This is a genomic window from Thalassospira sp. CH_XMU1458 (genome assembly GCF_037027205.1).
Lineage (GTDB): Bacteria > Pseudomonadota > Alphaproteobacteria > Rhodospirillales > Thalassospiraceae > Thalassospira > Thalassospira tepidiphila.
The window spans coordinates 673,056-698,007 of the sequence record NZ_JAYMDW010000001.1 but is presented as its reverse complement, the minus strand read 5'-3'; the positions used below and the strand labels follow the sequence as shown (position 1 = coordinate 698,007).

At 56.4% G+C, this 24,952-nt stretch carries 25 protein-coding genes; 4 read left to right on the top strand and 21 right to left on the bottom strand.

What is annotated here, in order from left to right; all coding sequences use genetic code 11:
- Positions 1–389: 389 nt before the first annotated feature.
- The 9 genes from WBY09_RS03250 to pspA form a co-directional block, all read right to left on the bottom strand.
- Positions 390–1,439, bottom strand: a complete 1,050-nt coding sequence (locus WBY09_RS03250) for a MaoC family dehydratase (RefSeq protein ID WP_336231962.1) — start codon at positions 1,437–1,439, stop codon at positions 390–392.
- A 123-nt stretch (positions 1,440–1,562) separates the two neighbouring features.
- Positions 1,563–2,441, bottom strand: a complete 879-nt coding sequence (locus WBY09_RS03245) for an HpcH/HpaI aldolase/citrate lyase family protein (protein WP_336231961.1) — start codon at positions 2,439–2,441, stop codon at positions 1,563–1,565.
- A 155-nt stretch (positions 2,442–2,596) separates the two neighbouring features.
- Complete coding sequence (locus tag WBY09_RS03240; RefSeq protein ID WP_336231960.1) at positions 2,597–3,679, bottom strand: serine hydrolase domain-containing protein; 1,083 nt, start codon at positions 3,677–3,679, stop codon at positions 2,597–2,599.
- A 122-nt stretch (positions 3,680–3,801) separates the two neighbouring features.
- Positions 3,802–4,134, bottom strand: a complete 333-nt coding sequence (locus tag WBY09_RS03235; protein ID WP_336231959.1) for a hypothetical protein — start codon at positions 4,132–4,134, stop codon at positions 3,802–3,804.
- Between the two features lie 39 nt (positions 4,135–4,173).
- The gene (locus tag WBY09_RS03230; protein ID WP_336231958.1) at positions 4,174–4,743 is read right to left on the bottom strand and encodes an EndoU domain-containing protein; all 570 of its coding nucleotides are present in this window, start codon (positions 4,741–4,743) and stop codon (positions 4,174–4,176) included.
- Between the two features lie 29 nt (positions 4,744–4,772).
- The gene (locus tag WBY09_RS03225) at positions 4,773–6,149 is read right to left on the bottom strand and encodes an ATP-binding protein (RefSeq protein ID WP_336231957.1); all 1,377 of its coding nucleotides are present in this window, start codon (positions 6,147–6,149) and stop codon (positions 4,773–4,775) included.
- Between the two features lie 274 nt (positions 6,150–6,423).
- On the bottom strand, positions 6,424–6,897 hold the full coding sequence (locus WBY09_RS03220) for a hypothetical protein (protein WP_336231956.1): 474 nt from the start codon (positions 6,895–6,897) through the stop codon (positions 6,424–6,426).
- A gap of 107 nt (positions 6,898–7,004) precedes the next feature.
- Positions 7,005–7,262: an envelope stress response membrane protein PspB gene (gene pspB, locus WBY09_RS03215; protein WP_336231955.1), complete on the bottom strand. Its 258-nt coding sequence runs from the start codon at positions 7,260–7,262 to the stop codon at positions 7,005–7,007.
- A 48-nt stretch (positions 7,263–7,310) separates the two neighbouring features.
- Complete coding sequence (pspA, locus tag WBY09_RS03210) at positions 7,311–7,988, bottom strand: phage shock protein PspA (RefSeq protein ID WP_008888471.1); 678 nt, start codon at positions 7,986–7,988, stop codon at positions 7,311–7,313.
- Between the two features lie 169 nt (positions 7,989–8,157).
- Here pspA and pspF point away from each other — a divergent pair, with 169 nt between their 5' ends.
- Entirely contained in the window at positions 8,158–9,159 is a 1,002-nt protein-coding gene (gene pspF, locus WBY09_RS03205; RefSeq protein ID WP_336231954.1) for a phage shock protein operon transcriptional activator, read from the top strand.
- Between the two features lie 236 nt (positions 9,160–9,395).
- Here pspF and WBY09_RS03200 read toward each other — a convergent pair whose 3' ends face one another.
- Positions 9,396–9,869 (bottom strand): YkvA family protein, encoded by a 474-nt coding sequence (locus tag WBY09_RS03200; protein WP_336231953.1) that lies wholly within the window; start codon positions 9,867–9,869, stop codon positions 9,396–9,398.
- A gap of 90 nt (positions 9,870–9,959) precedes the next feature.
- On the opposite strand from WBY09_RS03200, the gene WBY09_RS03195 reads away from it, so the two are divergent.
- The gene (locus WBY09_RS03195) at positions 9,960–10,304 is read left to right on the top strand and encodes a PrpF domain-containing protein (protein ID WP_336231952.1); all 345 of its coding nucleotides are present in this window, start codon (positions 9,960–9,962) and stop codon (positions 10,302–10,304) included.
- On the opposite strand, the gene WBY09_RS03190 is transcribed toward WBY09_RS03195, so the two are convergent.
- The 9 genes from WBY09_RS03190 to WBY09_RS03150 form a co-directional block, all read right to left on the bottom strand.
- Positions 10,301–11,434, bottom strand: coding sequence for an acyl-CoA dehydrogenase (locus WBY09_RS03190; RefSeq protein WP_336231951.1), 1,134 nt, complete (start codon positions 11,432–11,434; stop codon positions 10,301–10,303). The two genes, WBY09_RS03195 and WBY09_RS03190, sit on opposite strands and share 4 nt — an antisense overlap.
- Positions 11,435–11,512: 78 nt before the next feature.
- Complete coding sequence (locus tag WBY09_RS03185; protein ID WP_336231950.1) at positions 11,513–12,133, bottom strand: carbonic anhydrase; 621 nt, start codon at positions 12,131–12,133, stop codon at positions 11,513–11,515.
- 142 nt (positions 12,134–12,275) lie between these two features.
- Complete coding sequence (locus tag WBY09_RS03180) at positions 12,276–12,587, bottom strand: P-II family nitrogen regulator (RefSeq protein WP_120224080.1); 312 nt, start codon at positions 12,585–12,587, stop codon at positions 12,276–12,278.
- A 3-nt stretch (positions 12,588–12,590) separates the two neighbouring features.
- Positions 12,591–13,565 carry a sodium-dependent bicarbonate transport family permease gene (locus WBY09_RS03175; protein ID WP_120224079.1) on the bottom strand — a complete coding sequence of 325 codons (975 nt, stop codon included), beginning with the start codon at positions 13,563–13,565 and terminating at the stop codon, positions 12,591–12,593.
- 163 nt (positions 13,566–13,728) lie between these two features.
- Complete coding sequence (locus WBY09_RS03170) at positions 13,729–14,916, bottom strand: acetyl-CoA C-acyltransferase (RefSeq protein ID WP_336231949.1); 1,188 nt, start codon at positions 14,914–14,916, stop codon at positions 13,729–13,731.
- A gap of 51 nt (positions 14,917–14,967) precedes the next feature.
- The gene (locus WBY09_RS03165) at positions 14,968–16,140 is read right to left on the bottom strand and encodes an isovaleryl-CoA dehydrogenase (protein ID WP_336231948.1); all 1,173 of its coding nucleotides are present in this window, start codon (positions 16,138–16,140) and stop codon (positions 14,968–14,970) included.
- Between the two features lie 58 nt (positions 16,141–16,198).
- Positions 16,199–16,663, bottom strand: a complete 465-nt coding sequence (locus WBY09_RS03160) for a PaaI family thioesterase (RefSeq protein WP_008888483.1) — start codon at positions 16,661–16,663, stop codon at positions 16,199–16,201.
- A gap of 381 nt (positions 16,664–17,044) precedes the next feature.
- Positions 17,045–17,875 carry a substrate-binding periplasmic protein gene (locus WBY09_RS03155; RefSeq protein WP_336231947.1) on the bottom strand — a complete coding sequence of 277 codons (831 nt, stop codon included), beginning with the start codon at positions 17,873–17,875 and terminating at the stop codon, positions 17,045–17,047.
- Positions 17,876–18,168: 293 nt separating this feature from the next.
- The gene (locus WBY09_RS03150) at positions 18,169–19,989 is read right to left on the bottom strand and encodes a DEAD/DEAH box helicase (protein WP_336231946.1); all 1,821 of its coding nucleotides are present in this window, start codon (positions 19,987–19,989) and stop codon (positions 18,169–18,171) included.
- Between the two features lie 416 nt (positions 19,990–20,405).
- Between WBY09_RS03150 and WBY09_RS03145 the strand changes: the two genes are divergently transcribed.
- A complete protein-coding gene (locus WBY09_RS03145) occupies positions 20,406–22,076 on the top strand; it encodes a methyl-accepting chemotaxis protein (RefSeq protein ID WP_063086704.1) in 1,671 nt (556 codons plus the stop codon).
- 73 nt (positions 22,077–22,149) lie between these two features.
- On the opposite strand, the gene WBY09_RS03140 is transcribed toward WBY09_RS03145, so the two are convergent.
- A complete protein-coding gene (locus WBY09_RS03140) occupies positions 22,150–23,010 on the bottom strand; it encodes a prephenate dehydratase (protein WP_040822211.1) in 861 nt (286 codons plus the stop codon).
- 69 nt (positions 23,011–23,079) lie between these two features.
- Positions 23,080–23,820 (bottom strand): 3-deoxy-manno-octulosonate cytidylyltransferase, encoded by a 741-nt coding sequence (locus WBY09_RS03135; protein ID WP_120224675.1) that lies wholly within the window; start codon positions 23,818–23,820, stop codon positions 23,080–23,082.
- A gap of 367 nt (positions 23,821–24,187) precedes the next feature.
- On the opposite strand from WBY09_RS03135, the gene WBY09_RS03130 reads away from it, so the two are divergent.
- Positions 24,188–24,883 (top strand): c-type cytochrome, encoded by a 696-nt coding sequence (locus WBY09_RS03130; RefSeq protein WP_336231945.1) that lies wholly within the window; start codon positions 24,188–24,190, stop codon positions 24,881–24,883.
- The last annotated feature ends 69 nt before the right edge of the window (positions 24,884–24,952 follow it).

The following is a 24,952-nucleotide window of genomic DNA, read 5'->3' as shown; positions in this document are numbered from 1 at the left end:
TTCTCAAAGTAGCTGGCGGGAAAGCAGGGTTTATTTACCCATGCAGCGGGTTTGAGTCAATCTGAACCCCTTTGTAAACCAAAGAAATCAGTGACAAAACGCCTCAACTGCCTCCGTTAAACTACGTAGGTTGACCTCTCAGACACCGTAAACACCCTGCGGGAAGGGTGCTGCGAAGGACACGGGTCATTCACTTACGGCGTAACGTGCTTTTAGCAATCGCACAATTAGACCTTCTTACGCAAGGAAACTGCCAGCGGATCGGGTCTTATTTATTGCAAACACATATGAATGCGCCCGCACCCGATCAAGACCGGGCCCAGGCGCGCGGCGAAATTACCCTGGCGCAGCCAAACGAAAAGTTAAGCCACCCCAGGATTTATGACGAGTCAGCGCGCGATCAGCACCGTGTAGTCGAAATCAAGCAACACATCAGACTGGTATTTGCCATCCGCGTCTTTCAGCGGGAAGTCACTGGCCTGACGATCGCGGACCGCGACAAGACGCAGGCGAAGCGCGCCAAGATCACGACGACCGGGCATCTCGAACTTGCCCAGAACTTCCGACCAGGCAAAAATCGTATCCCCGGCAAAGGCCGGATTGGCGTGTGCCCCGGCATTGATCGCGGCAATCCGGAACGCATTGCCAAGCCCGTTGAATGAAAGGGCCCGGCACAGCGAAATGATATGCCCGCCATAAATCAACCGCTTGCCAAATCGCCCGCCATTGGCCGCGACCTGATCGAAATGAACCTTGGCGGTGTTTTGATAAAGCCTTGTTGCGATCTGATGTTCGGCTTCTTCCAGGGTCATGCCATCGACATGATCGATCTTCTCGCCGACATAATAATCATCCCAACGATGCGGTGATCCGGAAAGCTCGGTCGAGTAGCCCGATACATCAAGGCCGACCGGGATCTGAAATGCCTCGGGCGCGACGACGCCGGGCAATTCCGGCAGGACCGTTTCCGGGGCCGGGGCACTTTCATCGCGTTTGCGCACCATGACCCAGCGATTGTAATCAAGCACCATCTCGCCGCGCTGATTGCGCCCGACGGAATTGACATAAACCACACCGGTCTTGCCGTTGGAATTTTCCTTGATCCCGGTGACGGTGGAAACCGAACTGACCGTATCGCCGGGATAGACCGGAACGCCAAACACCCCCCCGGCATACCCAAGATTGGCCACGGCATTGAGCGACACATCGGGTACCGTTTTGCCGAACACCATGTGAAACGCCAACAGGTCATCGACGGGTGCGGCCTTATAGCCGATGCTTTGGGCAAACTCGTCAGACGACTGCACGGCAAAGCGCGGGCCATAAAGCCCGGTATAAAGTGCCACATCCCCGCTTGTGATCGTACGCGGGGTGGCATGGCGGATTTCCTGTCCGATCTGGAAATCCTCAAAATAATTGCCCGGGTTGGTCTTTGACATTCGATTGCCTCCCTGAAAGGCCGGATTTTCTGTAAAACACCGGTGCGCGCCAGTTTGGCTGTCTTGAATGCAGCCATTTTCATTATTCGGCGCGACCCGTTTTGTCTGATGCTGATGCTGCGCTTAGGCGGCGTCCATTTCCGCGATCAAATCGGCCATCGCGACCAGTTTCTTGGCCGACACCACATGCAGATTTTCAATCAGTTTGCCATCGACCACAACCACACCCTTGCCCGCCGCACTGGCTTCTTCGTGCGCAGCTATGATTTTACGCGCCCATTCGATCTCGGCCTCTGCCGGGGCAAAGGCTTCGTTGGCCGCTGCAATGGTTTTGGGATGAATAAGCGTCTTGCCGTCAAAGCCAAACTCGCGCCCCTGCTTGCAGGATGCGGCAAACCCGGCATCGTCCGACAGATCAAGATGCACACCATCAAGGATCGCAAGCCCATAGGCGCGTGCCGCCAACAGGCAAAGACCAAGGCTGGTCACCATCGGCAGACGATCCGGCGTATGCGCACAGTTCAGATCCTTGGCAAGATCCGACGTCCCCATGACAAACCCGCCCAAACGCGGATGCGCCCCGGCTATTTCCTTGGCATTGAGCATCGCAAGCGGCGTTTCCATCATGCACCAGATGGTCATGCCCGCATGCGCGCCTTCGGCCTCCATGATATTGGCGACCTGTCGCACCGTATCGGCACTTTCGACCTTGGGCAGCAGGATGGCATCGGCCGATGTTTTGGCGGCCGCAACAATATCTGCATACCCCCACGGCGTGTTCAGGCCATTGGTCCTGATCTGGATTTCGCGTTTGCCATAGCCGCCCTCGGAAAGCGCACTCACAATCTGATCGCGCGCCGTATCCTTGGCATCGGGTGCCACCGCATCCTCAAGATCCAGAATAAGCCCGTCGGCCGGAAGGCTTTTGCCCTTCTCAAGGGCGCGGGCGTTCGATCCCGGCATATACAAAACAGAACGGCGCGGACGTGGGGCAGCAGCCATCAGGAATCTCCCGTTTGATAATATTCGTACAATATTTGATATTTATTTTTACGAAAATTACCCAAACTCGCTTTTCACTGCAAGCCACTTTTTTGCGGTGCGGCATAGTGAGCCCGCCGCAGGCAGGGAATCATTAGCAACGCAGCGAGGTGGCCCTATTCCGGCTTGCCGAACAAACCGGTCATCAGCATGCTGGTCACGGACGGCACTTCATTGAGCGCCCGGCCATTGGCGAGAAACACCACCACCGTGTCCTGTTCCGGGAACCAGGAAAACTCCGCGGAATAGCCAAAATAGATCCCGTCATGCCCCCAGACCGGTCCCCAGTCGCTTGAACCGATCATAAGCCCATAGCCATAAGACCCGTCACCGGCAAAAACGGTATCGGTCGTTGCCCGCTCAATCGCGTTCGGGCCCAGAAGCACTCCCTCGACAAAAAGCGCACGGGCAAATTTGACCAAGTCCTCGGTCGTTGAAATCACCCCGCCATCGGCCAGCTGATCACCCACATCATAATCGGTGACGTCTTCAAGTTGCCCGTCGCCATTGGCATCATCAAAGCCGCGCGCCAGTGATGCGGGCCGGGGAACCCGACCAAAGGATGTGTTGATCATCTCGGCCGGTTCGAAAATCCGGCGATTGAACACTGCCTCGATATGGTCACCCTCGACCGCCTCGATCATCACGCCAAGCAGGATGAAATTGCTGTTGGACGGCGCATAGTTTGTTCCCGGCGCAAAATAGGCTTCCCGATCGGCAATCAGCGGCAACAGCTCGACATTGCGCCAGCCATGCTGCGGGTCACGCCCCACCAGCTCGAAAAAGAACTCGCCATCCAGATAATCGGGAATACCCGAACTGTTGCGCAGCAAATCACGAATGGTCGCACGATCCGCGTTGGCAATGCGATCACGGAAGGCTTCAGGCAGGTATTTGCCAATCGGATCGGCCAGATCAATCCGCTTTTCGGATGCCAGTTGCAAGGTCACAACCGCTGTCATCATTTTGGTCAGCGATCCGATATAAAACTGCCGATCCCGCGTCATGCCGGTTTCGGGTCGGACACTGGCATAACCGGTCGCGGCATAGCGCACATTGCCCCCGCCATACCCAATCGCCACCACGGCGCCGGGAAGTCCGGCATGTTCGACATATTGATGCAGGAATTTTTCCAACGGATCAGACGGCGCGTCCTTGCCACCGCCGCTTTGCGCCAATGCGGGATGGCTCGCGGACATGACAAATGCCACCGCCAATATCACCATCGCACATGCGGGAATACGCCAGAATGCCGGGTTCAAATCGCTTTACTCATCCTGTCCAACCACGCCCAGCTTCGGGCAAATTGCTTTCCGCCCGGTTAATCCGGACTTTCCGAGAGCTTTGATATCCATGCCCTCAGCGCCGCCTCAAGGTCATCGGTGCGGACCGTCACCGGGCTTTCACCCGCTTCATCATAAACCGGCGCGATCTCGGTCGTGTCCGACCCGACATTCAAGATGTAGGCATTCATCGCCATTTCCCAAGAGGGTTCAAGACCTTGGCGCACCTTGCCAACCTGCAAAAGCACCTCACCCGCCCATTGTGCAGCACGCCCGATATCCATCACAAGACAAGCCGCGATCCGCTCATGCCCCGGATCATCGTCAACCTTGCCCGGCCAATCGGGCAGCGGGAAATCACCGGTTGTCATTATAAAAGTCTTTCATCACCTGCCGTTTGCCACCCTTGATCAATACAGCGGAAAGGCCGTGTTGATATTGCCTGCATTCGCCCCGTGACTGAGTGTGGCAAAGGCGATGTAAAACCGAACGTCCTCCGATGGGCCAACGCAATATCCCGCCCCCGCCACCGATCCGCCTTCGGGTCGGTTAAACCCGCAAGATGCCCAACGCGGCGCGCCGGTCGGACACGCCACCTGATGGTCATAGGCATAGATAATGGATTTCTCGATCTCTGCCTGACTGCAACTGTCCGGGTACATGGTCGAAAACTTCGATGGGTTGGGTCCAGCGGGGTTCACCAGTGTGATGGTCGCGCCGTAAACGCCACTGGCATTTGGTTCTTGCGTGATTTTTACATCCGCAACGCTTGCCGGATTGATACCGTCCGGGCGGGAATGGAAACCCTTGGCCCGATTGCCATCGACCTCGCCGCAAAAGACATGTTCGATATTGATCGGCGGTGTGGTGTTACTCCAATGCGGATTGGCGGGGCAGGCAACCTGTGCCTGCGCAAACGCAATTGCGGGCAACACCATCCCGGCAAAAAAGCAGAGGCAAAACCTTAAAAGCCCAGTCATCAGAGACCTCCTTCCCCACGCGCCACACATCAAAGCTGCGAAAATTCAAGTCCGATGCGAAGGGCCAGCACACTGGCCGGCTCAAAGCGCATCGGCACCCCGCCAAGCTTCCCGCCATGCCATTGTGCCTTGGTCAGGACAAACGCGCCGAGCGGCAGGGCATGACTGCCCCGGAAATTGACCAGGGCGCGGATTTCCTTTGGCTTGCGGATCGCCTCATCGCGCCACAGGCAGTGATAGGCAAAAAGCGGCGTACCCGACCGACGATCAAGGAACACAAACGGCACCTCATATTGCCCCCAACGCGCGTAATACAGGCTTTCCATCCCGACACTTGACGTCAGGAACTGGGTCTGGATCGCGGTTTCCGCCAACCGTGTGATGGTGGCACTATCAGACGCCCGAACGCCAATCAAACCAGTGCGCAAGCCCGGATGAATAAGGTGCACCTTGAACGCCACCGCGCGCTGAAACGGTTTGGCATCCTGATCGACACGTTCAAGACGGCGCACCAGCCAGGCACTTTCAAGATATTCAAGATACCGCCGCAGCGTATTCTTGGCGATATCAAGCTCGCGCGCCAGCCCCTCGATCGAAAATTCCGAACCGGTGTTGTAGGCCAAAAGCGCAAACAACCGATGCAAATCCGACGGGCTTGAAATGCCATGCAGGCCCGGCAAATCCGAATGAAGTGATCGGTGAATGGCCCCGGCCTCGCCATTGGCGGCATGAAAACCGCCTTCATTGATATAGTCTTCAAACAGGTCGTTGAGTGCCACCAAGCCGTCTGGCACATCCGCCGTATAGCGCCCGACATTTGGCGTTTCGGGCAAGACATCACTGGGTGCGATGCCCTTTTGCTCAAGATATTCGGCAAAGCTGAAAGGCGGTAAAAACAGGCTCTGGATATATTCCGCATTATCCCCGGCTGGCGCCAATGCACTGACCGCCACCACGCGCAACATTGGATCAGCCGCCAGCAGTTTGACCAGGCTGGCCTCCCAGTCGCGCTGATAGGATACCTCGTCGATAAACAGCCAAAGCGGATGATCGGCCGAAATACCGCGCATGGAGCGCAGCAGCTTCGGCAAACGCGGCAGGTCGACCTCAAGAAACAGCGGATGTTCAAGCGAGATATAGCAAACATGGCGCCGCGGCGTTTCGGCATTCAAAAGCTCTGCCACGGCCTGACGCATCATCACGGTCTTGCCCACCCCGCGCGAGCCGGTCAGAACAACCGCCTTTTGGCCATCATTCTTTTCAATCGCCGCCCAGAACCGCTTGAAAAACGCCCGCTGCGGCAGGCCCTGCACCTGATCATCGGTAACACCATCCCACCACGGGTTATCAAGCATCAAACGATGCAGAAAATCCTGTTCGCCGGGATGCTCGATCATGGTCGTCATATGGTGCTCCCCAAAAGCTGCCTGCCCTATAGCGCACTATATGGGCAATTTTTCCGACTTTGCCGGAAAAACCTTTAAATTAGGTATAGTGATAAACGCTATTTGGGGGTTTTGCCGCAAGAACCTGCAAACAAAAGAAAAACCGGACCTCCTGAGAAGTCCGGTTTAACTGTTTGACGACGGTTCTTCGGGTCAAGACCCGTGCTAACGCGAGGGGGGATTTGGGGTAGCTGGTAAAACCGCCGTCAATCTCGTCAAAATGCTCTGCTCGTGCTTAGGCCTTCGGCCCATCCGTTTTGGTATCGTCCGACTTGCTGCCTTCATCGGCTTTACCGGCTTCGTCATCCTCTTTCATCTTTTTGAATTCGGATGCCATACGGTAATCGCCAGATGCGACAAAGCCTTCCATCGAACCGGTGCGCCGTTCCAGATCGTCAAACTGCTCGCGCAGGTCTTCCATCCAGCTTTCTTCATAATCAACACCAACCGTCGGGCGCTCGTTTGCGGCATCCGCCGTGCTGTTGTTCTGGCGGGCGGCACGTCCGGCCGATGTGCTTTGGCCGGCACCGCGCACTTTACCGCGCAAAGCATCAAACCACTGCGGATGATGGACATAGGCCCATGCCAGACCAAACAGCATCAAGCCGACCGGGAAGCTGAAGATCAGAACCAGAATGAAGGCAATCAGCACCCCTTTGCGCGGAATGCCAAAGGCTTCTGAAATGCCGCGCGTGGTACGGCCGATCACACCATGACGCCTGGATCCGTCCGGGTTGTGCCGTGAGCCACATCCACAGCGCGAGCGTCTTTTGTGACTGCGCCCAAAACCGTCTCCGGCAGTAGCTTGCTGAGCAGTCATATCCTGTTCCTCCATTCGGCAACCTCGGCATCTAACAGGCGTTCAAGTGTTTCGACACGGCTTTCGAGTCGCTCTGCCCGTTTTTTCAGGCCCGCCACCATCTCTTTTTCGCGGGCCGTCTGTTCCGGGCTTTGCGGGCGTTGTTCTGCCTTCAGGCGTTTCCACACCGTGATGTAATGAAACACCACCCAGACCGGGCCAACAACGGCGATCAAAACGATAAGAGGTACGGCAATCGCCCACATATTCGACATCTCGTTCTTTCAAACAGACCTGTCGTCAGAAACACACAAGCCCGTTACTTATTTGTCTTTTTTCGCGTCGCTTTTTACGCGTGCTTTCAGTTCCTTAAGATCATCCTCGATCCCGAGCTCGGCCTCAAGGTCTTCGAACTGTTCCTCAAGGCTCTGTCCGCGACCAAGGTCCCAGGAGTCCGCACTCGCTTCAAGTTCGTCAATCCGGCGTTCCATCTGCTCATAACGCAGAAGCGCTTCGTCGATCTGACCGGAATGCAGCTTTTCTTTCATTTTGACACGCTTTTCAGCCGTCTGCATGCGGATTTCAACCGTACGCTGTTTCGCCTTGGCTTCGTTCAGCTTGTTCTGAAGCTTATTGAGGTCCTCGTCATACTTGCCAAGGGTTTCCTCGATCACTTCCAGTTCACGCTCCAGCACAAGGCTCTGATCGGCCAGACGACGGCGCGCCATCAGTGCGCCCTTGGCCAGATCATCGCGGCCCTTGGAAACAGCAAACTCTGCCTTGGTGTCCCATTCGACCTGACCGTCATGAAGTTTCTTAAGCTTGCGCTCGACTTCCTTCTTGTCGGCAATCGCTTTGACGGCGGCGGAACGCACCTCAACCAGGGTGTCTTCCATTTCCTGGATCATCAACCGCACCATTTTCTCCGGATCTTCGGCACGATCCAGAAGCGAGTTGATGTTGGCATTTACGATATCGGACAAACGCGAAAACACGCCCATTGTCTGATCTCCTTAATTAATCGGGGACGCTACAAATTCTGCACTCTGTATTTCAAATGCCGTGCCAGTTTTGAAATCCCATAAAATCAATAACTTAATTAATCATCAGACTTTTTATTTAACTTTTATCGCGACAATAATGGCGTTTTTCGATAACGTTTTTCGCGAAATGGATAGCTTGCAACCGATATTGGGCGAAGACCCCGTTTTTCTGGCCGCCCTTGAGCATGTTTCACGTCTGGCGCCGATTGAGCGCCCGTGTCTGGTGATTGGCGAACGCGGTTCGGGCAAGGAACTGATTGCCGCCCGCCTGCACTATCTTTCGCGCCGCTGGGGCGGTCCACTGGTCAAGGTCAACTGCGCCGCCCTGTCTGAAACCCTGCTTGATACCGAACTTTTCGGGCACGAGGCCGGGGCGTTTACCGGGGCGACCAAACGCCATATCGGGCGGTTCGAACGCGCGCACGGTGGCACCATCATCCTGGATGAAATCGCCACCGCCAGCCCGGTGGTGCAGGAAAAGCTTCTGCGTGTTGTGGAGTATGGCGAGATCGAGCGTGTCGGTGGCTCCGAAGTCATTGAAGTCGACACCCGCGTCATTGGTGTGACAAATGAAAATCTGCGCGAACTGGCCAAAACCAACAGGTTCCGCGCCGATCTGCTGGACCGCCTCGCCTTTGACGTCATCGCCGTACCGCCGCTCCGCCAAAGGTCTGATGATATCCTGTTACTCGCCGAACAGTTCGCGCTTGAGATGACAAAACGTCTGGGCCGCAGCGTCTTTCCGGGCTTCTCACGCAATGCCGCCGAACAATTGCTTCGCTACCCTTGGCCCGGCAACATCCGCGAACTGCGCAACGCGGTTGAACGCAGCATTTACCTGTCCGAGGACGACGAAACCCCGCTGGCCAATATCACCATCGATCCGTTCGAGGACATCTGGTCCGAGACCGACCGTGACACGCCGGCACCTGCGCCAGAAGTCGACACCCCTGAACTAGACACAAATATCGACTTCAAATCACAGGTCGCGAATTTCGAAATCAAACTGCTTGAACAGGCCCTGCGCCAAAACGCCAACAATCAGACCGAGGCTGCAAAGGCACTTCACCTGAACTATCACCAGTTCAGAAGATTGCTTGAGAAGCATGACTTACTACCCGCGAAGTAACCGCCCCACCGAAGAACGCAAAGCGCCCGCCACCCATGTGCCCCAAATCCCGCTCAGTACTGTTTGCGGCAACGGCCGCCTTTTCCGTGCCCTCACACCAGTAGAGCACAGGTGCGCCCAATCACCAGCAAAACATTACAGCACTCAAGACCTAGAGACTTGACCTGATTCGATTGAGAAGTCGTTACGGAACTCAAGACCAAAATCACAGACAGGTCTTGGCCTTACCTGGAGAATTAATTAAACCACTCTTGCGCCTTAGCCTTGGCCTTTGCACTGATTTCAGTAGTGACAGAACTCGACAAAGCCGACAGAGCCGCAACTAAAACCCCCAGATCATCTGCGTAGCCTACACCGACAATAATATCAGGAATAGCATCCACTGGGCTGATGAAATACCCCAAAGCAGCCAGCGCAATCATCTTATTCTTAACCGAAGTATTTTCATCAGTCATAACATAGTAAAGAAGCAGAGCTTTCTCTACGATTTCCTGACCAGCAGACTTAGCGTGGTTGGACAATTTACCCCAAAAGTCACGCTCAGCATATGCTTCTTTATAATCCTTGGGCAGCTCGCCAGAAGCCGTATTATCCTCAATAATATCTGTCATTCCACACTCCGTGATAAATTTTAAATAATTTACCCACAAAACAAAACTACTATTGGTTGATAAATGTAGCATCGCAATTTCTCCGAAGTCAATCACCATGGATATTCATGCTTCAGACCAAAAACTACTCTGGATTTTGATGGGTTATTTCTGACGTATCAGAGAAGCTGCGCAAGGAGATCAGCCTATATGCCGCATGCTACTTCAATGGATTTGTGCAAACGTTTAATTTCTGGGGTAGATGGCGGTGGCAATGACATATCAAGCTCAATCACCGGCGGCATGCGTCTGGCCACGACCATGGAATTGTCAGGCCCCGTCGCCCATGAACTGGCAGGTCCCAACACGAATGCCAATAAACCGCTTACCATCGCCCACCCGTCCGGGACGCTGGCCCTGGATGCCGATATCAGCGGCAGCATGATCGATGATTTCACCGTCAACGCCGTCACGGTGTTTCGCACCGCGCGACACCTGATGCAAGGCGAGGCCATGATGCCCCGCCACCGCATTTCAGAGGACGCAGAGGGTTAATCCGCCAGCGCCCGGGCAATCACCATCCGCTGGATATCAGACGTACCCTCATAGATCTGGCAAACCCGGACATCGCGATAAATCCGCTCGACCGGGAAGTCCTTGAGGTAGCCGTATCCGCCATGGATCTGAATGGCGCTTGAACACACTTCTTCGGCAATTTCAGAGGCGTACATTTTCGCCATGCAGGCCTCGGTCAGACACGGTTTGTGATCATCGCGCAAGACAGCGGCGCGATGCACCAGCAACCGGGCGGCATCGATCTTGGTCGCCATATCGGCCAGCCGGAACGCCACCGCCTGATGTTCAATGATCTTTCTGCCAAAGGTTTCGCGTTCGTTGGCGTAATCGCGGGCCGCCTCGAACGCCGCGCGCGCCATGCCGACCGATTGGGCGGCAATGCCGATGCGACCGCCTTCAAGGTTGGCAAGCGCGATTTTGTAGCCCTGCCCTTCCTCGCCCAGCATGTTCTCGGCTGGCACCCGGCATTCAACAAACGTGATCTGGCAGGTGTCCGAGGCATTCTGACCAAGCTTTTCCTCAACCCGGGATACGACATATCCCGGCGTGTCGGTCGGCACGATAAAGGCCGAAATGCCACGTTTACTCGCTTCCGGGTCGGTCACGGCAAAGACGATGGCAACATCGCCCTCGGACCCTGATGTGATGAATTGCTTGGCGCCATTCAGAACCCAGTGATCGCCATCGCGGACCGCCCGGGTGCGCAGCGCACTGGCATCTGATCCCGCCTGCGGTTCGGTCAGGCAGAACGCCCCGATCTTTTCGCCGCGCGCCATCGGGATCAGAAATTCCTGCTTTTGGGCCTCTGTCCCGAATTTCAGGATCGGCATGCAACCAACAGAGTTATGCACCGACATGATGGTCGAGGTCGCCCCGTCACCAGCGGCAATTTCTTCGAGTGCGAGGGCATAGGCGACATGATCCATGCCCGCCCCGCCATATTCATCGGGCACCAGCATGCCCAAAAAGCCGAGCTCGCCCAGGCCTGCAATCGCCTCGGCCGGGAAGGTATGGTGGATGTCCCATTTTGCGGCATTGGGTTTGAGTTCGTTTTCGGCAAACTCGCGCGCGGTATCGCGCACCATGATCTGATGTTCTTCCAACCGCATGACGGCCACCCTCCCACGTTACGTTTCATGGGCGATGTCCGGTCCTGCGATCAGAAGATCGTTGTCATCAGACCGGGCTTACTCTTCGCCCTGAACAAATTTGTCCTGCCCGGCGTCAAAGCGCCACAGGATCCCTTCTTTCATGCCGTACCACCAGCCATGCAGCGCAAGGCTTCCGGCCTCGACCCGTTCGCTGATGAACGGAAACGTCATCAGGTTTTTCAACGAATTTCGGACCGAATGGCGCGACACCTTGTCGGCATCCGTGCCATGTTCAAGGCAGCATTTCGCAATGCTGACCCATTCGCCGATAAAATCACGATCCGGCACTTTGCCGGTTTCGCCATGCTCGACCAGGGCCTGAATGCCGCCGCACGCCGAATGTCCCAGAATGACGATATCCTTGACGTTCAGATCCCTGACCGCGAACTCGATGGCCGCCGACGTGCCGTGATAATTTTCATCCGGCTCATAGGGCGGCACAAGGTTCGCCACGTTGCGAATAACAAACATCTCGCCCGGTTCGGCATTGGTCAGAATGGCGGGATCAACACGCGAATCAGAACAGGCAATCAGAAGAACTTCCGGCCTCTGACCCATATTGACCAGATCCTGAACGCGTTCCGGGCGCTGATCGTAATACATCGCCTTGAAGCTTTTGAATCCGGCCAGCATCCGATCAACGGTTGGCTTTGGCATCTCGCGAAGTTCCTTATTCAATCAACAAGTCTGCCGACAAAATAGGACCAAACCGCGCGCGTTGATAGCCCTCATTCAAACCCTTGGAATCACTCTGAACTACGACCCTCCTCAACAGCAAAGAACCGCACCTGCGGGCAGGCTAGAAACGATCCGCGCGCAGCACCTGACAGTCACTGATTGTCACCACACCGATATGGCGATCAACCACCTCAAAGGCGGCTTCAAGCATCGCATCAAGTTTTGACGGGCGAATGATGCAGATCACCTGCACCATGCCCCCGCCACGGGTAAAGGTGTCATCGCGGCTCCAGCTTCCGGAACGGCCCGACCCGCCAAGAACTGGCAAGACCGAAAACCCGGTTACCCCTGCCCCCTCAAGCGCCTTGCGCAGGCGGCCTTCCATAACGGCTTCAATGATGATCGCGACCCGTTTGGCATCATGTTTTTCCATGGGTTAACCTCCGTGAAGGGCGTTGGCCATCGCCAGATAAAGCGGAATACCAAGCGTCAGGTTAAAGGGGAAGGTCACGCCAAGCGACAGCGTAAGATAGACCGACGGATTGGCCTCTGGCAGTGCGACACGCATCGCGGCCGGCACCGCGATATAACTTGCCGAGGCCGCCAGCACCATCAGCAACACCGCCCCGCCAAGCGACAATCCGATCACCATTGCACAGGCCAGACCAAGACAGGACCCGATCACCGGCATCAGCATGCCAAACACCAGCGGCCCCGGGCGCAGCACCGCCCGCCCCTGTTTGAGGCCACGTCCCGCCACCAGCCCCATATCAAGCAGGAACAGGCACAGAACCCCCTGGAAGGGCGACACAATCAGGGCCTCGATCTTGGCCATGCCCTCGGCCCCGGTGATCCAGCCGATAAAGAAACTGCCGACCAAAAGCACGATAGAACCATTGAGCAGGATTTCACGGATCAGCGCCCCATCGAGCCGCCCCTTGCCGCCAGTCGAAACCAACAACAAGGCAGCAAAAATCGCCGGTGCCTCCATCGCGGCGGCAACCGCCACCATATAGCCTTCTGCCGCGATACCCGAACTTTGCAGGACCGAGGTGGCCGCGACAAATGTCACGATCGAGATCGAGCCATAATGCCCCGCGACTGCGGCGGCGTCGGTGCGGCTCAGTTGCGATATTGCGCGCAACAGCGCAAAGGCAATGAACGGCAACACGAATGACAGGATCACACCGGCCATCAATGTCATGCCAAGTGTCAGGTCGATCCCGTTATTTGAGACCGCCACCCCGCCCTTGAAGCCAATGGCAAACAGAAGATAAAGCGAAATGCCTTTGGCGACGGCTTCCGGGATCGTCAGATCCGATCGCGCTAGGGCAGCCCCCACCCCCAGAACAAAGAAAAGAACGATGGGCGACAGAAGATTTTGCGCCGCCAGGCTCAACACATCTTGCATGGCTGTCCCTTGACTATGATACCCCGGTGTTGGTGTCGCGCAAGCAGCCTCGCCCCTGCGCCAAAACCGCAATTCCGATAACAGGATCGCGGTTTTCTGTCATCAGAAAGCCGAACCCTCAGATCACAGGGGCGTAACTTCGTTCACATAATTTACCAAAAACTTAAAGCAGCTCGATGGCAACCGCCGTGGCCTCACCGCCACCAATGCAAAGCGACGCCACGCCCTTATGCCCGCCATGGGTCTTAAGCGCATGGATCAGGGTGACCAGCAACCGCGCACCTGTGGCACCAATCGGATGGCCGAGTGCACAGGCCCCGCCATGGACATTGACCTTGCCGTGATCAAGTTCCAGATCACGGATCGCGGCCATCGCCACCACGGCAAAGGCTTCGTTGATTTCCCAAAGATCAACATCGTCCTTGGACCAACCGGTTTTGCCCAGCACCTTTTTGATCGCATCAATCGGGGCCGTCGTGAACCAGCAGGGTTCCTGGGCGTGGGTCGATTGACCAACGATCTTGGCAAGCGGCTTAAGCCCGCGCTTTTCGGCTTCCGACGCGCGCATCATCACAAGGGCCGCGGCGCCATCAGAAATCGATGCCGAATGGGCGGCAGTGACCGTGCCATCCTTGGCAAAGGCCGGGCGCAGGGTGGGGATTTTTTCTGGTTTGGCCTTGGGCGGCTGTTCGTCGGCATCAATCGTGACTTCGCCCTTGCGGGTGTTAAAGGTCACCGGGGTAATTTCATCGGCAAAATGGCCGGACGTGGCGGCGTTTTGCGCCCGCGTCAGGGATGTGATAGCGTAGTCATCCTGTTCTTTGCGGGTGAAGCCGTATTTCTCGGCGGTCGCCTCGGCAAAGGTGCCCATCGAACGTCCCTTGTCATAGGCATCTTCCAGACCATCAAGCGCCATGTGGTCATAGACCATGTCATGACCGTATTTGTGGCCCGACCGCATTTTCGGAAGCAGGAACGGCGCATTGGTCATGCTTTCCATGCCGCCCACCACCATGACATTGGCGCCACCGGCGACCAGCGTATCATGGGCAAACATCACGGCCTTCATGCCTGATCCGCACATCTTGTTGATCGTGGTCGCCCCCGCCGCACGCGGGATGCCTGCATGCCAGGCAGCCTGACGGGCCGGTGCCTGCCCCTGACCGGCGGGCAGGACATTGCCCATGATGACTTCATCAATATCATCGGCGCTCATACCACCACGTTCAAGCGCTGCCTTGATGGCAACACCGCCCAGCTCGGCGGCAGTCACGCTGGCGAAATCCCCCTGCAATCCGCCCATCGCGGTGCGGGCGCAGGAAACAATGACGATCGGATCAGAAGTGCTCATGATATGGGTCCGTTTGTTCGTGGGACGAAGTTTCGGGTTTCAGCTCAGAATTCAGGCGGTTTCGCCAAACAGTTCGCGGCCAATCAGCATGCGGCGGATTTCACTGGTGCCGGCACCAATTTCATACAGCTTGGCATCGCGCAGCAACCGGCCGGTTGGGTATTCATTGATATAGCCATTTCCGCCAAGCGCCTGAATGGCTTCAAGCGCCATCCAGGTTGCCTTTTCGGCAGCATACAGGATCACACCCGCCGCATCCTTGCGCGAGGTTTCCCCGCGATCGCACGCCTTGGCGACTTCGTAAACATAGGCACGGCAGGCATTCATCGTGGTGTACATATCCGCGATCTTGCCCTGCATCAGCTGGAACTCGCCAATCGCCTTACCGAATTGTTTGCGTTCATGAATATAGGGCACGACCACATCCATGCAGGCGCGCATGATCCCGGTGGGACCCGCGGCCAGAACCGCGCGTTCGTAATCAAGGCCGCTCATCAAAACGCGAACACCGCCATTCAGCTGGCCCAGAATGTTTTCCTCGGGCACTTCGCAATCCTGGAATACGAGTTCGCAGGTGTTCGACCCGCGCATCCCCAGTTTGTCGAGCTTTTGGGCCGTCGAGAACCCCTTGAACGTCTTTTCAATGATAAAGGCGGTAATGCCCTTGGGCCCGGCATCGGGATCGGTTTTGGCATAGACGACCAGCGTATGGGCATCCGGGCCGTTGGTGATCCACATCTTGTTGCCATTGAGGATGTAACGATCCCCCTTTTTCTCGGCCTTAAGCTTCATCGATACAACGTCTGATCCTGCACCCGGCTCGCTCATCGCCAGCGCCCCGATATGCTCGCCACTGATCAGTTTTGGCAGGTATTTGGCCTTTTGCTCGGGCGTAGCGTTGCGCTTGATCTGGTTGACGCACAGGTTGGAATGCGCGCCATAGGACAGCGCGACCGAGGCCGAAGCACGGCTGATTTCTTCCATGGCGATCACGTGCTCAAGGTATCCAAGACCGGTGCCGCCGTCTTCTTCGGACACGGTCATGCCAAGCAGGCCAAGATCACCGAATTTGCGCCACAGATCATTGGGGAACTGGTTACTGGCATCAATCTCGGCCGCGCGAGGGGCGATTTCGGCCTCGGCAAAAGACGAGACGGTTTCACGGATTGCCTCCGCAGTTTCGCCAAGATCGAATTTCAGTCCGGGGAAGTCGAAAAATGCCATGTTACTGTTCCTGCCCTGCGCAATTTGGTTATTTGATAAAAGTGAATAATCAGCCCGATTATGCGGCGCTGGTGAGTAATTCCGGCGGAAGCTTCATCACCTTGAGCGTCTGAAGCGATGTCGCACAGAGGACCGTTTCTGTATTCCTCATACCAAAGACATCGATGCGGGTGACAATGATCGACCGACCGCGTGAAACCACCTCGCCGACCGCGCGCAACTGATCGCCCATGCCGGGTGCGACGATGTTTAGCTTGTATTCGATGGTCAGCATTCCCTGATCAGCTTCAACCAGGCTCCACCCGGCAAAACCACCGGCGATATCGGCAAGCCCCGCGATCAGACCGCCATGGAAATAGCCGTTATGCTGCAACAAATCGGGCCGCGTTGGCACAATCACCTCGACCCGACCCGGTTTGACATCTGAAACCTCCGCCCCGATCGACAGATTGTAGGGCTGCTGGGCGAAACGCCGGCGCACTTCGGCGACGTAATCGGGATTTTGCGGTTCAAACGAGGCCATGTCGCGATCCTGTGATGAAACCGGCGCGATGAGGATCAAGCACACCGGGATATGACGCGACTCTGTTTTAGTTGACGTTAACGTTAACGTCAAATTAAATCCGCATAGCTATACCGGTTTTTTGATGCGGCGGGCAGCATCGAGACCAAATCGGCGTCAAACTGCGGACATTCAATGGGTTTGGATTGCAGTCCGCGTGTGGCGCGGCGACAAGCTCCGGCTGTTCTGACCCTAGTTTGTCTGACCCCAGTTTGCCTGACCCGAGTTGGTTTGACCCTGGTTGGTCTGGCCCCAGTTGGCCTGACACCTAGCTTGTCTGGCCTCAGTTAGTCTGGCCCAGTTGGTCTGGCTCTAGCTTGTCTGACCTTAGTTGGTCTGGGCTCAGTTGGTCTGGTCGCCCCATTCCTGGATGCTGGCTTCGAGCATTTCGGTCATCACATTGCGGGAGACGAGATCGAAGACGGCACGCGACAGGCGGCCGCGCAGTTCGCCGGTGTTGCATTCCGATTTGTGCGACATGGTCAGATAGAGGTTTTCGGTGCTGACCGGGGTGTCGTAACTGCGGATATTGGTGATGTTTTCGCGGGCGGCCACGGCCTTGCCGGGGAATTCTTCGTAGATCAGGTATTCCGCCCGACCAAGCGAGAGCATCTGCAAGCCTTGTTCGAGGCTTGGTACTTCGCTGATGGTCAGATTGTGGCGGGCATAGGTGTCAAACGCCTGTCCGAAACTGTTATTGATCACGGTCAGGCCATCGATCCCGACCAGATCGGACCACTGGCTGTAGCGCAGATCAAGATTGTCATGCGTCCAGATCACGGTGCGCGTCCCCTGAAAGGCCGGATAGAAGTAATCCATATATTCGAGACGCGGCAGGGTCAGGAAGGCACCGGCGATCAGATCGATCGTTCCGTCGCGCATATGTTGCTGCACCCGGCCCCAGTTGCCCGAATAGACGACGTCGACTTCAACACCAGCCAGTTCACCGGCCCGTTTGATGAAGTCGGCAGCAGCACCTTGCAGGGTATGGCCATCCTTGGCCACCCAGAGATAGGGCGGGTAATCCGGATTGCCCGACGCAACCAGACGCGAACAATCGCGCTGCCCGTCGGCATCGGAAACAGATCCGCTTTTGCCCGACTGTGCACGCACAGATCCCGAGCCAACAACGGTCGCCAAAAGCACGGCCAGAAATGCAATTCTGATGCTCATCATTACCACTCTTCCTCTGCCTGCATTTCGGAGCCCTGAGGCACACAGGACAGATACCTTACGCTTAGGTTTAGTAAATTTAGACCAATTCCCCACTTCAGGATAGGTCTAAACAGATTAATGCTCCAAACCCGTGCGCGAAACACAGGCCAAAATAGCGAGGGACCAGCTGTTTCCAGCCGGTCCCCCTTTAACAATGTCCCTGTGAAGTGCTGCGCACCGGCATGACGTAAACGTCTATGCCGTTCCCCGGCGCAGCCCCCATACAGTACCCGCAATACAGCGGGGCAGAATTATGCCGAACGGCGTTTCATGCCCTGGTTGCCGCCGCGACCTTCGCTGCGACCACCTTCGGCACGACGCGGACGGTCGTTGAAGTCACGACGGGCACCGTCGCGCGCACCGGCACCATCACGGGCACCATCGCGACCGCGGAAGTTACCACCACGATCACCGCGAGGCTTGTCCGCAAAGCGACGTTCGTCACGGTTGCCGCCTTCACCACGGGGGCGGAAGTTGCCACCGCGGCCGCCACTGCGCTCTTCACGATCGCCGCGCGGTGCACGGTCATCATTATCAAAGCGCGGCTTGCGGTCATTGCGGAAATCACCGCCATCACGACGCGGACGATCATTGAAGTCACGACGTGCGCCATCACGGCCACCATCGCGTGCCTCATCACGACCACCGAAACCGCGTGCTGCGCGATCACCCTGGAAACCGCCATCGCGGGCACCATCACGGGCACCGTCACGCGGGCCGCCGAAACCACGACCGCGACCACCGTCACGATTGTCTCCACGAGCACCATCGCGGCCGCCATCACGACCACCGCCGAAGCCACCACGGCCCCGGCCACCATCGCGACCGCCGAAACCACCGCGACCGCCGCCGCCAAAGCCACGACCACCGTCACGGCCACCGCGACCACCACGACCGCCAGCACCCGCACCGGCACCGAACGAACGGGGCGGCGGGGCAGCATGGAATTCGTGATCTTCGTCGATATTAACGTCCTGTTTGATCAGGCGTTCGATGTTGCGAAGCAGGCGAATGTCGCGCGGCTCACAGAATGAAATCGCAATACCTTCGGCACTGCCACGACCGGTACGACCGATACGGTGGACATAGCTTTCGGCATCTTGCGGCAGATCATAGTTCACAACGTGGGTAATACCCGGAACGTCGATACCACGTGCAGCAACATCGGTCGCAATCAGGACCGGGAAACTGCCATTGCGGAAGTTCCGCAGGATTTTCTGACGGATGCGCTGTTGTTTGTCGCCATGGATGGCATCGCTGTCGATGCCTTCATCGCGCAGCTGGAACGACAGTTCGTCGGCATCTGCCTTGGTTTTGGTAAACACCAGAACGCGTTCGGATTCGTCACGTTTCAGCAGCTGAACCAGAAGCTTGGTCTTGTCGTGACGTTTCACGAACATGCCAACCTGGGTTACGCGCTCGGTGACGCTGGACTGCGGTGCGGTTTCAACCTTGACCGGGTCTTTAAGCAGACGGTCGGTCAGGTGTTTGACTTCCGGCGGCATGGTTGCCGAGAACATCACGGTCTGATGCGCATTCGGAAGCAGTTCAGCAACGGTCAGAACGTCTTCGGAGAAGCCCATGTCAAGCATACGGTCGGCTTCATCAAGGATGAAGACTTCGACATCGTCGAACCGCACAGTATTGCGCGACATATGGTCAAGCAGACGACCCGGGGTCGCAACCAGGATATCAACGCCACGGCGCAGTTCCTGAATCTGCGGGCCCATCGGGGAACCACCAAAGACAACAGAGGAAAACAGGCGGATGCCTTTTTTGAAATCACGCAGGCACTGGCCGATCTGGGTCGCCAGTTCGCGGGTCGGTGCCAGAATAACCGCACGCGGCTGACCCGGTTTCGGGCGCTGCGGGTTTTCGGCAAGACGCTGCAGCAACGGCAGGCAGAATGCAGCGGTTTTACCGCCACCCGTATGGGAAATACCCATAAGGTCCTTGCCTTCGAGAAGTGCAGGAATCGTCGCGGCCTGAATTTCGGTCGGCGCGGAGAAACCGGCAGCTTCAACATTGCGCAGCAGGGGCTCGATCAGGTTGAGCCCATTAAAATTCGTCATAAAGGAAAGTCCTTCGTTTATCCGGTCGGCGCCATGTTAACGCCTGTGGGTGCCTGCCCAAACGAAGTCATGACCGGTGCGCGGCAAAGAGCAGCCACTGCGTCGGACCCTGCATGAGAGGCAAATGATGTGAGGCATCGACGTCATCACGCCGAACCCGCCCTCGCCTTTTCATACAGTTCCTGACAGCTCATTCTGTCTTTGCAAGCGAAGGAATGAGCCGGGTGATACAGGGCATTTGACCATAAGTCAATCAATCCCCGCGCCGATCAGCCATGCAAAAACGCATTCCCCCGGTTATTGGGGTTTGTGACCGTCATAACCATGTAACAAATATCGCACGCAATATTAATCATTTGGTTCTCAAATCATGTGCATATAGTGCGATCACTACAATCGCTTGGAAGGGGATAATCATGCGATTTCGGGTCGTCACGGGGATATTTTCCATTCCCGCCATCTGCCTTTTGGTGCTGCTGGCAATTATCGCCACAGTCGCCCTGAACTATCAAACCAGTCTTCGAAATGCGAAATTTGAACAGATTTCGAATTTGACCGAGGGTGCGGTCACGATCGTCAATAATTATATCGCCAAAGCCAAAAGCGGCGAGATGACCGAAGACGAAGCCAAGGCTGCGGCCCTGGATGTGCTTAATGCATACCGGTTTGACGGGCAGAACTATATCTATGCCACCGATTATAATTACTGCATGCAGCTTGATCCGCTGAGCCCGGAAGATGTTGGCAAGTGCAATCCCGACAGCAAGGTGCGCAACATGATTGTTGCCGCAGCCAAAGCAGGCGGCGATGTGATCCTGTATGAAACCAAGAAGCCGGGTGAAGGTGACAAACTGATCGAGAAGGCCGCCTATGTGCGCCCGATCAAGGAATGGAACTGGGCCCTTGGCGCTGGCGTCTATATGGACGATGTTCAGGCAGAATTCATTTCTGTCATGCAGCGCATTGCGATCATTTCCGTCATCGCGATCATCATTGCCGGTGTTTTGTCCTGGCTTGTCGGCACGCGGATCACGCGCAGCATCGTCGGCCTGAACAGCAGCATTCGCACGATTGCCGATGGCGATTACAAGGCACCGGTCGAAACCGAATCCCGGTTCGTTGAAATTGGCGACATGGCAGCCGGTGTTCTGGCACTGCGTGACAAGTCGGCACAGGCCCAGCAGCTTGAAGCCGATGCCGCGGTTCAGAAACAAAAAGCCGAAGAAGAACGCCGCAGCAATATCCGCGCAATCGCCGAAAAGCTTGAAAGCGAAGTCGGTGGTATCGCCAAGGCCGTTGATCGTTCGGTTCAACGCAGTGCCGATCTTGCGGTGAGCATGTCACAGAGTGCGGATGGCATTCTGGGCCAGAGCCAGCAGGTGGCATCCGCCGCCGGTGAAGTTTCCCAGAACGTCGATGCGGTTGCCGCAGCGACCGAGGAACTTTCGTCCTCGATCACCGAAATCAACGTTCAGATTTCGCAGATGTCGAACACTGTGGAACGGGCAACCGATGAAAGCCAGAGCGCGTCAAATGACGTTGCCGGCCTGTCCGAGACCGTTGAGAAGATCAAAGAGATCATTGGCCTGATCAACGATATTGCCGGTCAGACCAACCTTCTGGCGCTGAACGCCACCATCGAGGCTGCGCGTGCGGGTGAAGCGGGCAAAGGCTTTGCGGTTGTGGCAAACGAGGTCAAAAACCTTGCCACCCAGACGGCCAAGGCGACGGATGAAATCGCCGCCCAGATCAATGACATTGTTGACGGCACCGAACGTGCGGTGACCGGCATTTCGCGGGTTTCGGAAACCATCGAACAGGTCCGAAGCGCATCAACCGCAATTGCGGCGGCCATTGAAGAACAGGGTGCGGCAACGCAGGAAATCTCGGGCAATGCCAACCGCAGTGCGGATGGCGTGAAACAGATTTCCCAGAGCGTTGACGAAACCATGAAGAATGCCCAGGGCACGACCAACGATGCCGATGAACTGAAATCAGCCTCTGCCGAGCTTTCTGATCGCTCGGCTGAACTGAGCCAGATCATTCATCGTTTCTCGACCGATCTGAAGAACCAAGCCGGGTCGTAAGAACCTGATTTCAAAAAAAGGGCCGGACATTGATTTGTCCGGCCCTTTTTGTTTTGCGAATTCTTTTTTCCGTTTATTCCGCCGGAAGGTTGTTTTCCTTGCGGAAGGAGTGCGCCGGATAAACACCCAGAATGCGGACTTCGTGCGAGAAGAATTGCAGTTCTTCAAGCGCATGACGCAGGCCGAGCTGTTCGGGGTGGGCTTCGACCTCGGCAAAGAACTGGGTCGCGGTGAAGTGGCCTTCGACCATGTAGCTTTCAAGCTTGGTCATGTTAATCCCGTTGGTGGCAAAACCACCGAGTGCCTTATAAAGGGCTGCCGCGACGTTGCGCACGCGGAAGACAAAGCTTGTCACCACCGGAGTGCCGTCATTGGGAATATCGAGCGGTTCACGCGCCAGAATGATGAAGCGCGTGGTGTTGTGTTCGGCGTCTTCGACCTCGGTCCGGAGCACATCAAGACCATAAATCTCGGCGGCCAAAACCGGTGCGATGGCGGCAATCGATTTATCGCCGCGATCAGCGACTTCCTTGGCACAGCCCGCGGTATCCGGCCCGACCACGGCATTCACACCGAGTTCCTTGCGCAGTTTGCGGCATTGGCCAAGCGCGTGAACGTGGCTGTGGATTTCCTTGATGTCTTCGATCTTCGTGCCCGGTACGCCAACCAGCGCATGGTTAATGCGCAGGAAGGTTTCACCGATGATATGCACACCGGATTCAGGCAGGATGTGGTGCACGTCGGCGACACGCCCGGCCAGTGTGTTATCAATCGGGATCACGGCCAGATCGACATCGCCATCCTCGAGTGCGCTAAAGGCGCCTTCAAAGGTCCTGTACGGTACTGTCGTTGCACCCGGAAAGGCGCGACGGGCTGCCTGATCTGAATAGGCACCGTGCATTCCCTGAAAAGCGATCCTTTGTTGCGCAGTCATCTGGCTGTTTCCTGAAGTGGTCATGTATTTTGATTATGAACTTAAAGCACTTGGTGGCTGGTTCCGCAACTATGCACCCAGCACTTCGCGCGCGCGTTCAAGGTCTTCTTGTGTATCGACACCCAAAGGCACGCCATCAACAAGGGCAACCGCGATCACCATGCCGTTTTCAAGCGCGCGCAGCTGTTCAAGCTTTTCACGTTGTTCGAGTTCTGCCGGAGGCAGGGAGACGAACCGATCAAGGGCGGCACGGCGATAGGTATAAAGACCGATGTGATGATAAAGCGGCCCGTCACCATAAGGTGCGGTTGCCCGGGTGAAATAAAGCGCGCGGGCGACACGCCCGGTGCCAAAGGCCGCGACCGCCTTGACCACATTGGGGTTGGTGCGTTCTTCATCACGTTTGATTTCAGCGGCCAAAGTCGCGATATCAACATTCGGGTCGGTAAGCGGATCAAACACCGCGCGGATATCGGCGGCATCAATGGTCGGCAGATCCCCCTGCACATTGACCACCGCGTCAAACTTGCCTTCGGGGTCGAATGTCTGGAGCGCCTGATGGACGCGGTCCGATCCGCTGGGCAGGTCGGGATCGGTCAGAACGGCAATACCCCCGGCGGCAGTGACCGCATCGGCAATTTCCTGTTCGGCGCAGGCGACCAGAACCGGACCGATTCCGGCCTCCGTCGCGCGACGCCAGACCTGAACGATCATGGGTTCGCCACAGATATCGGCCAGCGGTTTATTGGGCAAACGCGTGGACGCCATGCGGGCGGGAATTACAACAACAGGATTGCGCGGGGTCGACATTTCTTCACTCCGGCCGGGCATAAGTTATGGGGCACAAATCACCTGTTCTTTGATCTTGCGCAAAGCGTGGTGTGAACAAGCAATGGCAGAACACAGGTTCTTAATCGGCGCGACATTAGCCGGTTTTGGTGCGGCGACGAAAGACGGAATCGCGTTTTGCGGAACACTAGACGAAAGTTCTAAGGCAAGCTTGTTCACCTTGGTGTTTAAGAAAGGTTGATGCAAATCGCTGAAACGTATAGTTTCCCACCGACCAGTTTTGCCTGCGGTTACACGTGTGTTTCTCTTGATCGAGGATTGCCGGGGACGCATGGGTAGAACATAAAGATAAAACCTGAGAGTGATTAGGCTGTAACGGGGTCCCGTCATGAACACGATGGAAATCAACAAGATCGTCGCCGGCGTTATTTGTGCTGTGCTTCTGGTAGTGGTTGTCGGCAAGGTCGGCAGCGCACTGGTCAGTCCTGAAGAACTGGAAGCACCGGTATATCCGTTCTCCGAAGATGTGATGGCGGGCGCAAATGCCCCTGCTGCTGCACCGGCAGAACCGGCAGGCCCGGAACCGATTCTTGCCATGCTGGCCTCGGCCGACATGGGTGAAGGCGAGAAAGTCTTCAAAAAATGCGCATCCTGCCATGACGTCGAAAAAGGCGGCCCGAACAAAACCGGCCCGAACCTTTATGGCATCGTTGGTGCCGCGTTCGCGCACAAGGATGACTTCTCCTATTCTGACGGGATGGCCAACCATGGTGGTTCCTGGGGCTTTGAGGAGCTGAACGAGTTCCTGTACAAGCCGCGCGATTACATCGATGGCACCAAAATGAGCTTTGGCGGTCTGAAAAAGGCCGAAGATCGTGCCGCGGTTATCGCCTGGTTGAACACCAAGTCTGACAACCCGGTCGCCCTGCCCGATCCGGCAGCGGTTGAAGCCGCCCAGGCCGCAGAAGAAGCCGTTGACGAAGCCGCCGAAGCGGTTGAAGAAACCGTTGATGATGCCGCAGCCGCCGTTGAAGGCGCTGCCGAGGAAGCCGGCGAGGCTGTTGACGCGGCCACCGCGCAGTAAAGCTTTCGTCTGACCGGATATTTCAGGTCAGCACCGATTTCGCAGGGGACAGGAAACTGTCCCCTGTTT